This window comes from Nocardia sp. NPDC050408 (genome assembly GCF_044458905.1).
Classification (GTDB): domain Bacteria; phylum Actinomycetota; class Actinomycetes; order Mycobacteriales; family Mycobacteriaceae; genus Nocardia.
Genome location: NZ_JBITIL010000021.1, coordinates 21,580 through 35,966 on the forward strand (window position 1 = coordinate 21,580; position 14,387 = coordinate 35,966).

The 14,387-nt window shown below is 67.3% G+C and carries 9 protein-coding genes; 7 read left to right on the forward strand and 2 right to left on the reverse strand.

The window, feature by feature from the left end; translation table 11 throughout:
• Positions 1 to 33: 33 nt before the first annotated feature.
• The 6 genes from ACIBJI_RS36265 (at position 34) to ACIBJI_RS36290 (ending at position 9,718) form a co-directional block, all read left to right on the forward strand.
• Positions 34 to 1,854 carry an Hsp70 family protein gene (locus ACIBJI_RS36265; RefSeq protein ID WP_397087803.1) on the forward strand — a complete coding sequence of 607 codons (1,821 nt, stop codon included), beginning with the start codon at positions 34 to 36 and terminating at the stop codon, positions 1,852 to 1,854.
• Complete coding sequence (locus ACIBJI_RS36270) at positions 1,854 to 4,595, forward strand: LuxR C-terminal-related transcriptional regulator (RefSeq protein WP_397087805.1); 2,742 nt, start codon at positions 1,854 to 1,856, stop codon at positions 4,593 to 4,595. Before ACIBJI_RS36265 ends, ACIBJI_RS36270 begins: the two co-directional genes overlap by 1 nt.
• A gap of 44 nt (positions 4,596 to 4,639) precedes the next feature.
• Positions 4,640 to 5,764: a hypothetical protein gene (locus tag ACIBJI_RS36275; RefSeq protein ID WP_364355930.1), complete on the forward strand. Its 1,125-nt coding sequence runs from the start codon at positions 4,640 to 4,642 to the stop codon at positions 5,762 to 5,764.
• 89 nt (positions 5,765 to 5,853) lie between these two features.
• Positions 5,854 to 7,218: a S1 family peptidase gene (locus ACIBJI_RS36280; protein WP_364355933.1), complete on the forward strand. Its 1,365-nt coding sequence runs from the start codon at positions 5,854 to 5,856 to the stop codon at positions 7,216 to 7,218.
• 112 nt (positions 7,219 to 7,330) lie between these two features.
• On the forward strand, positions 7,331 to 8,644 hold the full coding sequence (locus tag ACIBJI_RS36285; RefSeq protein ID WP_364355936.1) for a S1 family peptidase: 1,314 nt from the start codon (positions 7,331 to 7,333) through the stop codon (positions 8,642 to 8,644).
• Between the two features lie 171 nt (positions 8,645 to 8,815).
• Positions 8,816 to 9,718: an NRDE family protein gene (locus tag ACIBJI_RS36290; RefSeq protein WP_364355939.1), complete on the forward strand. Its 903-nt coding sequence runs from the start codon at positions 8,816 to 8,818 to the stop codon at positions 9,716 to 9,718.
• A 52-nt stretch (positions 9,719 to 9,770) separates the two neighbouring features.
• On the opposite strand, the gene ACIBJI_RS36295 is transcribed toward ACIBJI_RS36290, so the two are convergent.
• Positions 9,771 to 10,526, reverse strand: coding sequence for a hypothetical protein (locus tag ACIBJI_RS36295; protein ID WP_364355941.1), 756 nt, complete (start codon positions 10,524 to 10,526; stop codon positions 9,771 to 9,773).
• Between the two features lie 465 nt (positions 10,527 to 10,991).
• On the opposite strand from ACIBJI_RS36295, the gene ACIBJI_RS36300 reads away from it, so the two are divergent.
• Positions 10,992 to 13,925 carry a (Fe-S)-binding protein gene (locus ACIBJI_RS36300; protein ID WP_397087807.1) on the forward strand — a complete coding sequence of 978 codons (2,934 nt, stop codon included), beginning with the start codon at positions 10,992 to 10,994 and terminating at the stop codon, positions 13,923 to 13,925.
• Between the two features lie 76 nt (positions 13,926 to 14,001).
• Here the strand turns inward: ACIBJI_RS36300 and ACIBJI_RS36305 are convergent, their stop codons facing one another.
• Positions 14,002 to 14,244 carry a hypothetical protein gene (locus tag ACIBJI_RS36305; RefSeq protein WP_364355947.1) on the reverse strand — a complete coding sequence of 81 codons (243 nt, stop codon included), beginning with the start codon at positions 14,242 to 14,244 and terminating at the stop codon, positions 14,002 to 14,004.
• Positions 14,245 to 14,387 lie beyond the last annotated feature (143 nt).

Below are 14,387 nucleotides of genomic sequence, written 5' to 3' on the forward strand. Positions count from 1 at the left end.
CCGGGCCACAGAGTTTTCGAACGGGGTTCTCGAATGACAGAGCGTCTGGCGCTCGGCATCACTGTCGGAGCGTCGAATTCGGTCGCCGTGGCGACCCCGGGGGACGGCGGCGACTATGACAGGGGCCACTCCGGCGACTCTGTCATCACTCATCCGAGTGTGTTGCGCCTCGCCCCGCATGCTGCGCCCGCATTCGGCAGCGGTGCCCGACCCACCGGCAGGCACTCGAGTGACGTAGTACTCGAGGGCTTCCTCGCCCGGGTCGGTGATCCGGTGGATATCCTCGCCGAGGACGGAACCGCCCACTCCGCAGCGGATCTCGTGTCCACCGCGGTCGGCTGTCTGATCGATGAGGTCGGCGCCGGTGCCGCGCATTCCATCGTCGCCTGCCATCCGGCGTGGTGGTCGCGACATACCGTCGATGTGCAGCGGGCCGCGCTGGATCGCGCGGGCCTGCGCGAGGTGACCTTGGTTCCGGAGCCGACCGCGTCGGTGCGCTGGCTGGAGGCCGCGCACGGCCCGCTCGGCGACGACACGGTTGTCGTATACGACCTCGGCGCGTCCGGCCTTACCGTCTCGGTGGTGCGCACCGGCGCGCAGGCCGCCGTGCTCGGCGCGCCATTGCGCACTACCGATGTCGCCGGCGCCGAATTCGATCTGCTGGCCATGCGCTATGTCCTGGCTAACGCCTTGGGTGGAAATGATTTCGATCCGTTCGATCCGGTGGTGGAACGGGAATTGTCGGCATTGCGCGATCGCTGCCGATATGCGAAAGAAGAGCTTTCCACAAATACCGCGACGGTTGTCCCGGTCCGTTTGAACCCGGCCGATCACCACGCCGAAAACATCCGACTGGTCCGCGACGAACTCGAGGACCTACTGCGCGGGCCTTTACTGACCTCGCTCGATCTCATCCGCGATGCGGTACATCGCGCCGGACTCGATATCGGTGATATCGGCCGAGTGCTGCTCACCGGCGGCGGCGGCGCGATCCCACTGGTAGCCGAGTTGATCTCCACCGAATTCGGACTCCCCGTGGTCGCGGCGCCGCAGCCGCGGCTCACCAGCGCGCTCGGCGCCGCGGAACTGGCCGCGGACCTGTTGTCGATCACCGTGGATCGCACACCGGTGGCAGCCATGGGCAGCAACGCACGCACCGAGGAACTGCCCACCGTGCCGCGGCCGGTCGAAAAGTCCGCGACCCGCCCGACCAGCAGTGCGGTAGCCAGCGGTGGCGTTTCGCGCGATGACACCGAGCCAAAAAAGACCCTGCCCGGCACGAGCGAGCGACGCCGCAGGCTCAGCGGCCGCCAACGCGCCGCCATCATCGCGGGCGCGGCCCTGGTGCTCGGCGCACTCGCGACGGGCACCGTCGCCATCGGCACCGGCGCGCAGTCCGGCCCGACCCCACCCGCGAGCTCCGATCCGACAACAACGCCAGGCGCGTCCGTCGTCGCGGCGACCGATGGCGGCACTTCCACCGGCGCGGCGACGACCTCCGCGAAGGATTCGCCCGTCGGCAGTCCGAAACCGAAACCCGCTGCAGGACAACCGGCTTCCGCCGCAACGAGCACCGTCGCCGGCACGAGCAGTCAACCTGCCGCAGCCGAGTCCACCGACGGCCAGTCCACCCAGAGCCAACCAGCTCCCGCTCAACCGGCACCGGCCACCCAGCCCGCGGCGGAAGCTCCGGTAACGCAAACCCAACCCGCGCCACAACCGCAGCCGGCCCCGCCGACGCAGGTGCAGGTCCCGACCGTGCCGTCCCTGCCGACGAACACCTTGGGCGATGCGGTCGGCGACACCGTCGGCGGCGTCGTATCCGCACTGCCCAAGATCCCCGGAGGCAGATGATGGGTGATATCGCCTTCGACACGCTGCCCTGCGCACGCGAGATCTTCCGCGAATTGGACTCCGCAGATCGGGAACCGGTCGTCTATCTGATCAGGGGCCGCTCCGGCTCCGGCAAATCCACCCTCCTCTCGGTGATCCGGGCCCGCCTGCGCGCCCACGGCATCCCATTCCGGGATGATCCGGTGATGCCCGAACACCTTGCAGCGCAAGGCAACTCGGCTAATGGAGCGCATGCGATGGCAGACGTCCCCCGCGCCGACGGGCGGCGCCCCAACCACGATGACGCGCTCACCGGCAACGGCGCGGCCCACGCCACCGGCGACGGATACCGAACCCGAACCACCGAAAAACCCACCATCATCCAGCGCCCCGATAACGGAGCGCATGCGATCCACCGCACCGACGGCGCACACCCACGAAAACCGCGCCCGGCCCTGATCATCGACAACGCCCACACCCTGAGCCAATCGGACCTCGAATCGCTCTGCGCGACAATTGAATCCGGACGCTTCACGGTCATTGTCGCGACCCAGCCGCGCCCGCACGATCCGCAGCTGCGCACACTCGCCGACACCGTTGCGCGCCGCGGTCGGATAGCCGATCTGCGCGCGCTCGGCGTCTCCGATATCGCACCGTTCGCCCGCGAATTGGGCATGGCGGTGCCGCGCCCGGTCGCCCAGCACATCCATCGCCAGACCGCGGGCAGCCGCGGTGGCGTGGTCGCCGCGCTGACCGCCGCCTGCTCGGCCCGCCTCGATGCCGGAATCCGCGCCGTCGACGACTCCGTCGCCGCCTGGGCCCGCGCCCTCCTGGACAATCTCGAACCGGATCTGCTGGAGACCCTGGTCGTCGCCACCACCGGCACCGGCCTGGACTCCACCGAACTCACCGAGGTCCTCGGCGTGGACACCGCCGCGGCCCAAGATCTGATCGACCGGGCCAGGGCTAGCGCGCTGGTCACCGATGCCGATCTGCTGCTCGAACCCGCGGTCGCACCGCTGCGCACTCTGCTCGGCGACCGCCGCTTCGTGGCCGTGCAGCGTCGCTTGCTCAACGCGCGACTGGATGCGGGTCTGCTGCGCGATCACACCGCGCTGCTGCTCGCCGAATCCGGCGTCCGGGACCAGCGCCTTGCCGAATTCCTGTGTGCCGCAGCAGAAAAGGCCGGACGCGAGGCGGTGCGCTACTACGCCGCCGCGGCGGCGGCCGGGGCAGATCCGGACGTCATCGCGCTGCGCTGGGCGGAGGCGGCCGCATGTACCGGTGACGGCGATACGGCCATACGACTTGCCGAGCCGGTGCTGGCCCGTCCCGGTGTCACCGGCGCGGAACTCGCTGCGGCCGTGCGGATTTGCGCGGCAGTGCTGACCCGCCGTGGTCTGGTCGGGCGCGCCGCCCAGCTGTATTCCTGGCTCGGCGCACATCGGGTCGGCGCGGATTGGGCGCTCGGCGCGACCGTGCAGTATCTCGCCGGTGAGGTGGCCGCCGCCGCGCAGCTGTCCGAATCGGCGACGCAGTGGCCGCCTACCGAAGCCAACGCGCACGCCCGGCTGATCGCGACCGCACTCGCACGCACCATCGTCGAACACGAAACCGGCACCGCCGCAGCCGTATCCGCGCTCATCCAGGCCGCGCAGGCCGATGCGGGTACCGATCGGTTCCTGCCGTGCACCGCGGTCTCCATCGCGACGCTGCTGTGCCTGAGCACCGGCGAACCGCGCCGCGCCGGTGAGGCGCTGCGCCGGGCCACCACCAGCGGCCTGCGCTGCCATCAGTTGCAGGTGCTCACCGCTTGGGCCGCGATGCTCGGCGGCGACGAACAGGCCGCGGCGACCACCGTCGCCGCGCTGCAAATGGATTCCCTCGATATCCGCGACCGCCTGCTCGCGCACGGTGTCGCGGTCGGCCTGGCCCGCCGCAGCGGCGACCACGCCGCACTCACCCGCGCCTGGCAGGCGGCCTATCCACTCTTCGATGACGTCGACGCCGACCTGCTCACCCTGCTGCCGATCGGCGAACTGTGGCTGGCGGGCATCCGGCTGCGCGACGAGCGCCGCATCGCACCGCTGGTCGATGCCTGCCTCGCACTGCTGCGGCGACTCGACCAGCCGCCCGCATGGGCGAATGCCTTCCACTGGTACGGCGTACAGGCCGCGATCGCACATGAGAGTCCGGAGGAACTGCTTCCGCACGCCCGGCTGCTCAAGGCCGCCGCCGAGTCCGGTGACCGGCATGCCGCGATCCTCGCCGACGCGGGCCGCACCTGGGTACTGGTGCTGCGTGGTCAGGTCGCCGCGACCCCGGTGCAGGCGGCGGTGGCCGGACTCAGCGAGATCGGCCTGACCTGGGATGCCGCCCGGCTCGCGAGCGAGGCGGCGCTGGCCGCCGCCGATTCCGCGACCGCGACCGCCCTGCTGAAACTGGCCAGAACCGTCCGGGCCGACGCCCGTCCGCAGGAGCCCGTGGTCCGCCCGAGCGCACCCGCCGCGGCCTCGGGCAACGGCCAGGTCGCCGCCCCGGAACCGGTCGCCGACGCGGCAATTCTCAGCGAACGCGAACGCGAGGTCGCCGAACTCGTGCTGCTCGGTCTGACGTATCGGGAAATCGGCGCTCGCCTGTACATTTCTGCCAAGACAGTGGAGCATCATGTCGCCCGTATCCGACGCCGGATCGGTGCTCGTTCCCGTTCGGAGTTATTGTCGATGCTCCGCGCCATGGGACACGGCTCGCTGCTGGTGTGATCGGGGCGCGGCCCGATCCGTGACGCCGAAGCGAGGTATTGAGGATGGCCACTGGGGTGGGCCTGCGCATCGCCGAGGACAACTGCACAGCGGCCATCGTCACCGATAACGACGAACCGACGTTCATCGTCCGCGAGTCGATCCTGCACATGTCCGATGACGGCGACACCGTTCTCGGCGGACCGGCCCCGGCCGGTCATACGCATTCGATCACTGGTTTCGCGTCCTCGGTCGGCGATCCGGCCGGTATCTCGGTCGACGACGGCGAGGCCTACCGGGCCGAGGATCTGGTCGCGACCGCACTGTTCTGCCTGATCAATCTGACCGCCGAACATCTCAACGGTGCCGCCGAGTTCTACGCGACCTACCCCGCGGGCTGGCCGTCGGAGTATGTTCTCTCGCTCCGCGACGCATTGGACTACCTGGGCCTGAAGTCGGTATTGCTGGTCAGCGAGGGCGACCTCCCCGGCAGCGATACCGTCGCACCGGAATTGGCCTACGCCTACGACGCCGCGCGCGCCGCACTGGCCGCGGTATTGGCGACCCCGGCGGGCGCGACCCCGCCGGATCCGAGCAATGCCGAGAACTCGACCGTGGTCACCGACGTCATCCCGGCGGTGCCGACGCCCGAGGTCCAGCCGCAGGCCTATTCGGCGGCGATGCCGGTCGCGGCACCGCTGGCCGCGGCGACCGCGGTCGAGGCGACCACCCCGGCGCCGCCCCCGGCCGCGACCCCGAAGAAAGATCGCGGCACGCCGCTGCTGATCGCGGTCGCGGTCGGCATCGGCCTGATACTCGGCGGCATCGGCGTCGCCGTCCTGTTCGGTGATCCCGGCTCTACCCCGGTGCCGCCGGTGCGCGACGCCAAATCCGATCAGGTCTCGACGAGCCCGACCCCGCAGCCGCCGGTGGACCTACCGACCGTGCCGGAAACCACGCCGGCGCCGACCACCGAACCGCCCGTCGTCATCACCAGCAGCGAACCGGAGACCACCGAGCCGCCGACCACCACACCACCTACCACCACGCCCACGACGACACCGCCGACCACGACCCGGTCGAGCCGGACCACGACCACCCGTCCAGGCTTCCCCATGTTCACGCCGCCGACGTGGACGCAACTGCCGTGGCAGCAGCCTTTTCCGTACGAGATGGCGCCTCCTCGCTGATTTCGTAGCGACCTACCCGGGTTTGTGCCTTAAAGTGATCGGCTGACCGGTGTAGTAGCTGGCACACCCCGTGCCGACGAAGGGACTTCATGCGCAAGTTGGTGGCGCGTAGCGCCGCGGTCAAGGCAGCCTCGATCGGATTGGCCGCGACCGTTTTCATCGCACCCCTGCTCGTCACCACCGCCGCTTCGGCCGAACCGCCAGCACCCGGGCAGCTTTCTGCCGAGAACCTGCCGCCCGAACTCGTCGAGGCCATTTCCCGCGATCTGAAGATGACGCCCGCGGAGTACCTGGAACGCTCCGCCAAGGCCCAGGAGCTCAGCGAATACGCGGAATCGTTCCGTAGCGAGCGCCCCGACACCTACGCGGGCGCCTGGCTCGGCACCGACGGTAAGCCGGTCGTCGCGGTCACCTCGGTCGATGCCGCCAAGATCGCCGCAGCCGACGGCTACCAGACCCATCTGGCGCCGATCTCGGCGAACAGCCTGGAAAACTCGCTGATGCAGCTGAATCAGTGGATCAACACGCTGCCCAAGGAAATCTCCCAGTCGATCAACTCCGTCGCGGTCGACTTCCTCAACAGCCAGCTGGTGCTGTCGGTCGCCAATACCCCGGTCGGCCACGCGCTGAACCTGCCGACCCTGATTGCCAACGTCAAGGTCATTCTCTCGCCCAATAGCGGCGGCCCGATCGAGCGCCGCCCGATGGGCGGCGACACCTACATCACCGCGCCGACCTCACTGAAGGACACCTCGCTGCGCGGCGTCGATGTCTGCTCGTTCGGCTTCAACAGCGTGGACGCGGCGGGTAACGCGCTCAACATCAGCGCGGGCCACTGCGACCCGAACCTGGAGAAGGGCGACCAGCACGCCGCGGTCTACCTGCCCAATATCAGGGACATCCCGAACAGCATCGAGCTCGGCAACTTCGTCAAGGCGAGCCTCGGCGGCCCGACCGCACTCGACTACTCCGTCATCAAGCTCAACGAGCGCTCGGTCAATGCGGGCATGGACCAGCCCTCGGTGCGCGGCTCCAACGGCACCACGTTGACCATCACCGGTACCGCCGAGCCGGTCACCGGCGCGCCGGTCTGCAAGTCCGGCCAGTCCTCCACCTTCACCTGCGGGTTCGTGGTGGCCGATCGGGTCGAAACCCAGCTGTACACCGCCGAAGGTGTGAGCAAGACCGTGCGCGGCTTCGCCAGCTCGGCCTGCACGCTCGGCGGCGACAGCGGCGGCGCGATCGTCTCGGGCACGCTGGCCCTCGGCATCACCAGCGGTTCCAATGCCGCCGACGCGCCGGACTGCAACGAGGCCAATATCGCGCTCGCGCAGTACGGCGGCACCGCGACGCTCGGCATTCCGATTCGCTCGATCCTGGCCGATATCGACGCATCGGCCGGCGGTGGCGTCGGCGCCGGCATCGCGTTGCGGACCCGTCCGAACGCTGGCTGAGAGGGCTTGTCGGACACCGTATTTCCGACGAACCGGCGGCCGGTCGATTAGTGGGCCGAACAACATCGCGACATAAGTAGGCATAACCGGCCGGACACTTTAAGGTATGGGCATGCTCCTGCCACGTATAGGTCAGTTCCGATCAGCTGCGCGACAGACCCGGGTCCGAAAATCAGTTATCGCCGCTTCGGCGGCGATTCTGCTGTTCGGTCCAACAGCGGCAGTGGCGAATGCACAACCGGACCAGCCGGCGCTTCCCGCCGACCTGATCGCCGCGGTCGCGCGCGATCTGAAGATCTCCCCCGAGGAGTACCTGCACCGCGCTGATCTGTCCCAGCAGCTCGCGGCCTTCGCCACCACGGCGCAGCGCCAGTTCCCGCAGGTCTTCGCGGGGTCGTGGCTCGATGACGGTGGCAAGGCCGTGGTGGCGCTGGCGCAGGGCCCCGGTGCCGATGAGGCTCGCCAGGCGGCCACGTCGGCCGGATTCGAGGTCCGCAATGTCGCCAAGAGCGAGGCGGCGCTGCGCGGCGAGAAGAGCGCCTTCGAGCGCTGGCTGGAGGGGCAGCCCGAGGCCGTTTCCGCGCTGGTGCGTGGTGTGGTGGTCGATCCCGTCAACAACAGCATCGCGGTGCGGGTCGAGCAGGCCGGTCTGCCGATGCCGAACTTCGTCGATCCTTCGCGGGTCATCGTGACCGCGCCGCCGGTCGCCGGTGAGCAGTTGCAGACGACCCCGGTCGCGGGCGCGATGCAGACCGGTCCGCTGGCCGGTGGCGACGGCTTCGCCTCGATCGCCGGGAAGACGTCGCTGCGCTGCTCGCTCGGCTTCAACGGCACCGACCGGGCCGGCAACACCGTGAATATCACTGCGGGCCACTGCAATCCGGACATCGCGTCGGCGGGTTCGGGGAATGCGGCCGGCGTCTACGAGCTGGCCGGCGATCGGCCGGGTGCGCAGATCGGCACGTTCCAGAAGTCGGTGCTCGGCGCCCAGGACTACTCGATCATCCGGATCAACGATCAGGCCAAGGACCGGTTCACCAACAACTTCGTGCGCCAGCCCGGCCAGCCGGTCGCGGTCGACGGCGTTGCCGTTCCGGTGGTCGGCGCTCCGGTCTGCAAGTCCGGTGCGCGCACCGGCTTCAGCTGCGGCATCGTGAACGCGGTGGACCAGACCGTGCAGGTCGGCGACCGGGAGCTCACCCAGGCCTTCTCCGCGAACATCTGCGCACTGCCCGGTGACAGTGGCGGTGCGATCGTCACTGGCCGGTTGGCGCTCGGCATCTCCAGCGCGTCGTCGGTGGCCGACTTCCCGATCTGCGAGATCCCGAATCTGATCGGCGCCCTCACCGGCAATGCGCCGCAGCTGTTCGCGCAGCCGGTCAGCGTGGTTCTTTCGGACAATCCGGGGCTGAAGGTCAACAACTAGCCAGACCGCCGGAAAAGGCCGACAGCGGCGACGCTGTCGGCCTTTTTGCTATCCCTGGGCCGATTCACTGAAGTCGCGTTGCCCGAGAGCACCGCTAGCGACTGCTCGCAGGTCGCTCGAAGGTCAGCATTGCCCTGTGGGGCCCGGCGACCTTCCGGCATCCTGGAATGCATGTGTTTGGTGTTGATCGGTTGGCGGGTGCATCCGGAGTATCGGTTGATAGTCGCGGCCAATCGCGACGAGTTCTACTCCCGCCCGACCGAGTCGATGCGCTGGTGGCCCGAGGTGCCCGGGCTGCTGGCCGGACGCGATCTCGGGGCGCTGCGCAAGGTCGCGGGTGATCCGCCGGGCACCTGGCTCGGGTTGACACGGGAAGACAACGGCCGCAATAGATTCGCCACTGTGACCAATGTGCGCGATCCGAAAGACGAACGTGGCGACGCCCGTTCCCGCGGGGCGCTGTTGATGGATTTCCTGCGCGACACCCGGCAAACCCGCGAGCTGTCGGGTCCAGAAAAGCTGTCGGGTCCAGAAAAGTATGTGCTCGACGTCGCCGCGGCACCCGACGACTACAACGGCTACAACGTGCTGGTCTCGGACCTCGAATCGCTGTGGTGGCATTCCAACCGCAGCACGCTGCCGCCGCAGGAACTGACGCCGGGTTTCCACGGCGTATCCAACGGCAGGTTCATCACCTCGGTCGCCCCGGGCCCGGCGGCGGCATTCGAAGCGCCGCAACCCATTTGGCCCAAGGTGCGCGGCGGTCTCACCGACCTGCGCGCGTTGGTCGAATCGGATCCCGGCAATGTGTCGCGCTACTTCGAGGTGCTGGCCGATCGCACCGAGGCGCCCGATGATCTATTGCCGCGCACCGGAGTTCCGCTGCGGCGCGAGCGCACGCTCTCGGCCAGATTCATCGCCAACGCGCTGCACGGGACCAGGGCGAGCACGGTCCTGCTGGTGCGCGAGAACGGTTCGTTCGAGATAGCCGAGCGTTCCTTCGGCCGCTTCGGGCGGCACAGGGGCGAGGAAACTTTCAGCGGCAGTTTGGATCTGCGCGAACACCAGGCCTGAAACACAACCGGCCCGCTCCAGGTGGGAGCGGGCCAGTCGAGTTCGATCGAGATCAGTTCGGCTGCTGAGCCGGCACGGGCTGCTGAGCCGAAGCGGGCTGCTGGGCCGGCACCGACTTCTCGGCGAACTTGGTGGTGCCGGGTGCCGCCTGCAGGGTGTTGACCAGGTCGATGCCTGCGAGGGTCAGGATCGGACCACCGACGGCGAGCGTGCCGAGGATGCCACCGATACCCGCGCCCGCGATCGCGGCCGGAATGCAGCCGACACCGAGCAATGGCAGGCCGAGGATGCAGCCGATGACACCACCCGCGACGACACCGATGGCGGTGCCGACGAAGCCGCCGACCGCCGTGGCGATGCCGAACTGAGTGGAGAACTCGTTCATTGCCCGCTGGTCTTCATCCGGGGAGGCGATCGGCTTGGCGATGGCGTTGATCGTATTCGCCTTTTGCTCGACCTTGACGCCCTGGTCAGGGGTCAGTTCGAGGACCTTACCGTCGTCCTTCACAACCGGCTTGACGTCGACCGGAGTCTGGTCGACATTGACGTCGAGCGGAACCGAGACGACGGTGTTGCCGAGTTCGTCCTTGACCGTGTAGAGGTCCGGTTCCTTCAATTCCTCGTCGGACTTCGTCAGCTCGAAGGTCCCCCCCTTGAGCGTAGCGACGACCGTCTTGTCCACGAGCTTGACGGAGTAGCTGATCGGCTGAGCGGCCGCGGGGGCGGGCTCGGCGTGAGCAACTCCGAATCCGATGGTCATCGCGCCGATGACCATCGTGGCAGCCGCGGTGGTGCTGCGGAGATTCATTCAGTTTCCAATCCATCATCAGGGTTGTCCGCGCGCCGCTTCCGTACACGCGAGAGCGCTCATCAACCCGAGGTGGTCGGACCCCGGATTCTCCCCGAGCAGTGTGAAAGACAGGCACATCAAACAGAACGTGGTGAGCGTAATCGAACCGACATGAAGATGCGAGATCGGTTACTCATACTGTGATCTCGGCGTGACTAAGCCTGTCCTTACCCCATCGCGGGCACCGCGCACTGTTTACGGTGGTTGGCAGCCCGAACCGCACCTGGATTAGGCGATCTTCGTGAAATCCATCACAGGCGAAAAAAGGGTCAAGCCCCAGGAAGAAGGGGCAGTAGCCAACCGGCGATCGTACGATAGACAAGTAAGTTACCGGTGGGTAACTTACTTGCAGTTAGTATACGAGCCAACCGGGTGGCGCGACCGCCGCCCACGCTCGTGTTGCCTCTAAAGAAAGGTCGCGACATGAATGCCCTGACAGTGACGCTGGGCACGATTGGTGTGGCGTTCAGCCTGTTGGGTTGGGCATCATTCGTCGGTGGCGTCGGCAAAATGACCCGCGCGATCATGATCGGCCAACCCGCGCCGGATCGTTGGCGACCATTCTTGCCGCGCTTCAAGACGATGATCGTCGAATTCCTCGCCCACACCCGGATGAACAAATTCCGCACGGTGGGCTGGGCGCACTGGCTGGTGATGATCGGCTTCCTCGGCGGTTTCATCCTGTACTTCGAGGCGTACGGGCAGACCTTCGATCCCGAGTTCCACTGGCCGATCATCGGCGGCTGGGGCATCTACCACCTGTGGGACGAACTGCTCGGCATCGGCACCGTCATCGGCATCCTGGTGCTGATCGTCATTCGCCAGCTCAACCACCCACGGGTGCCCGCGCGACTGTCACGATTCAGCGGTTCCCGGTTCGCGCCGGCCTATGTCATCGAGGCGATCGTATTCATCGAGGGCATCGGCATGGTCATGGTGAAGGCGGGCAAGATCGCCACCTACGGCCACTCCGAGGCGTGGACCGACTTCTTCACCATGCAGGTGGCCAAGCTGCTGCCCTCCAGCGTGGCGATGGTCGCCATCTTCGCGTTCATCAAGATGGTTTCGGGCAGCACCTTCCTGCTGCTGGTCGGTCGCAATATCAACTGGGGTGTGGCCTGGCACCGGTTCGCGGCCTTCTTCAATATCTACTTCAAGCGTGAGGACGACGGCGGCGTCGCACTGGGCGCCGCGAAGCCGATGATGTCCAAGGGCAAGCCGGTCGATATGGAGACCGCCGACCCGGACGTCGACACCTTCGGTGCGGGCCGGGTCGAGGACTTCTCCTGGAAGGGCTGGCTGGACTTCACCACCTGCACCGAATGCGGTCGCTGCCAGTCGCAGTGCCCGGCCTGGAATACCGGCAAGCCGTTGTCGCCCAAGCTGCTGATCATGTCGCTGCGCGACCACGGTGTCGCCAAGGCCCCGTACCTGCTGGCCGGTGGCCGCAAAGATATGGGCGGCGACGAGGTCGGCCTGGTCGATGGCGACGGTAAGCCCAACGAGGCGAAGCTGGCCAAGATCTCCGAGGCGGCCAAGGCCGAGGCGGAGCGTCCGCTGGTCGGCGGCGAGGATGTCAACGGCATCATCGACCCGGAGGTGCTGTGGAGCTGCACCACCTGTGGTGCGTGTGTCGAGCAGTGCCCGGTCGATATCGAACACGTCGATCACATCATCGATATGCGCCGCTACCAGGTGCTGATCGAATCGGAGTTCCCCTCCGAGCTGGCCGGTTTGTTCAAGAACCTGGAGAACAAGGGCAACCCCTGGGGCCAGAACGCCAAGGACCGGCTGAACTGGATCAACGAACTCGACTTCCAGATCCCGGTATTCGGCCAGTCCGCCCCGAACGGGGAAGAGATTGCCTCCTTCGACGGGTACGAGTACCTGTTCTGGGTCGGCTGCGCGGGTGCGTACGAGGATCGCGCCAAGCGCACCACCAAGGCCGTCGCGGAGCTGTTGGCGACCGCGGGCGTGAAGTTCATGGTGCTCGGCGCCGATGAGACCTGCACCGGTGACTCCGCGCGCCGGGCCGGTAACGAATTCCTGTTCCAGCAGCTGGCGCAGCAGAACATCGAGCTGTTGAACTCGGTATTCGACGGTGTCGAGCAGTCGCGCAAGAAGATCGTTGTCACCTGCGCGCACTGCTTCAACGCGCTGAACAATGAATACCCGCAGGTCGGCGGCATCTACGAGGTGGTGCACCACACCCAGCTGTTGAACCGGCTGGTGCGTACCAAGCAGCTGATCCCGGTCGCCTCGGTATCGCAGAATGTCACCTACCACGACCCGTGCTACCTGGGTCGACACAACAAGGTCTACAACGCACCGCGTGAGTTGATGGAGGCCTCCGGGTCCACCCTCGTCGAAATGCCGCGGCACGGCGAACGTTCCATGTGCTGTGGTGCCGGTGGCGCGCGGATGTGGATGGAAGAGCAACTCGGTAAGCGCATCAATATCGATCGCGTCGACGAGGCGCTGTCCACCCTGAACGGCGGCAACGAACCGTCCAAGATCGCGACCGGCTGCCCGTTCTGCCGCGTCATGCTCACCGACGGTGTCACCGCGCGCAAGGACAGCGGCGAGGTCGGCCAGGGCGTCGAGGTCGTCGATGTCGCGCAGTTGATGCTCGATGCCATCGACCGGGTCGACTCGTCGAAGCTCACCGAGAACCTGACCGTGGTGCAGGAACCGAAGCAGGCCACCGAGCCGGAACCGGTTGCCGCCGAACCCGAACCGACACCCGCGGCCGAAGCGCCCGCCGAACCGAAGGCGGCTCCGGCCGGTGGCGGTCTGGCGATGAAGGGCGGCAAGGCGCCCGGTGGTCTGGGTATGAAGGGTGCGGCCAAGGCGCCCGGTGGTGGTCTCGGTATGAAGGGGGCCGCGAAGGCACCTGGGGCCAAGGCAACTCCGGCTCCTGCCGAGGACACCGCGGCCGAGGCGACCGCTGCTCCGGCCGCGCCCGTCAAGGGGCTCGCGATGAAGGGCCCAGCGAAGGCACCGGGTAAGGGCCTCGGCATGAAGGGTGGGGCGAAAGCGCCCGGAGCCAAAGCGACTCCTGACGCTGCTGCTGAACCAGCACCCGCCGCCGACGCACCGGCCGCACCTCCGGTCAAGGGTCTGGCAATGAAGTCCGGCTTCAAGCGCCCCGGCCCGAAAGCCCCCGGCACGGCCACTCCGGCCCCGTCGGCCCCCGCCGAACCGGCCTCCCCCACCGCGGAAGCCGCAACGGAACCCGCCGACGAATCGGACCAGCCCGCCAACGGCAACGGCACCCCCGCCGTGGCACCCCCGCCCGCCAAGCCCGGCGGCCTCGGCTTCAAATCCGGAGCCAAGGCCCCCGGCCGCAAGAACTGACAGGATAAAGCTCGGCCCGGGTGTGCAGATCGCACCCGGGCCGATCTCTATCTAGCGCAAGGCAGCACAGCGCCCGTCATTCGGTCTCTTTCGGATGTCCAGTCAGACAACGTTCGAGCAGGAGACGCCCTACGGTTTTGCTTCCTTTCTCGGCGGGCTCGACGAAGTACCACAGGCGGCCACCATCGGTGAACTTGTACTGATATCGCTCGAAGGTCCGTCCCTGATAGTTGCCATAGCGCAACTCGCCCTTCAGCGAATAGAGCCGTGCCGACTGCACTTCCGGCGCACGAGTAAGTGTCTCCCACGCCTCGACCATTGCGTTACGTGCAGCCGGTCCAACCCTTCTGGGCCTCGGTGGTAATGAAGACGATCTCGTACTCACTACGTTTGAGCGGCCGGGGCACCGCATCGCGCCGCTTGCTCAAATCCCGATCGGGGACTTGCCCTGGCTAAGACAAC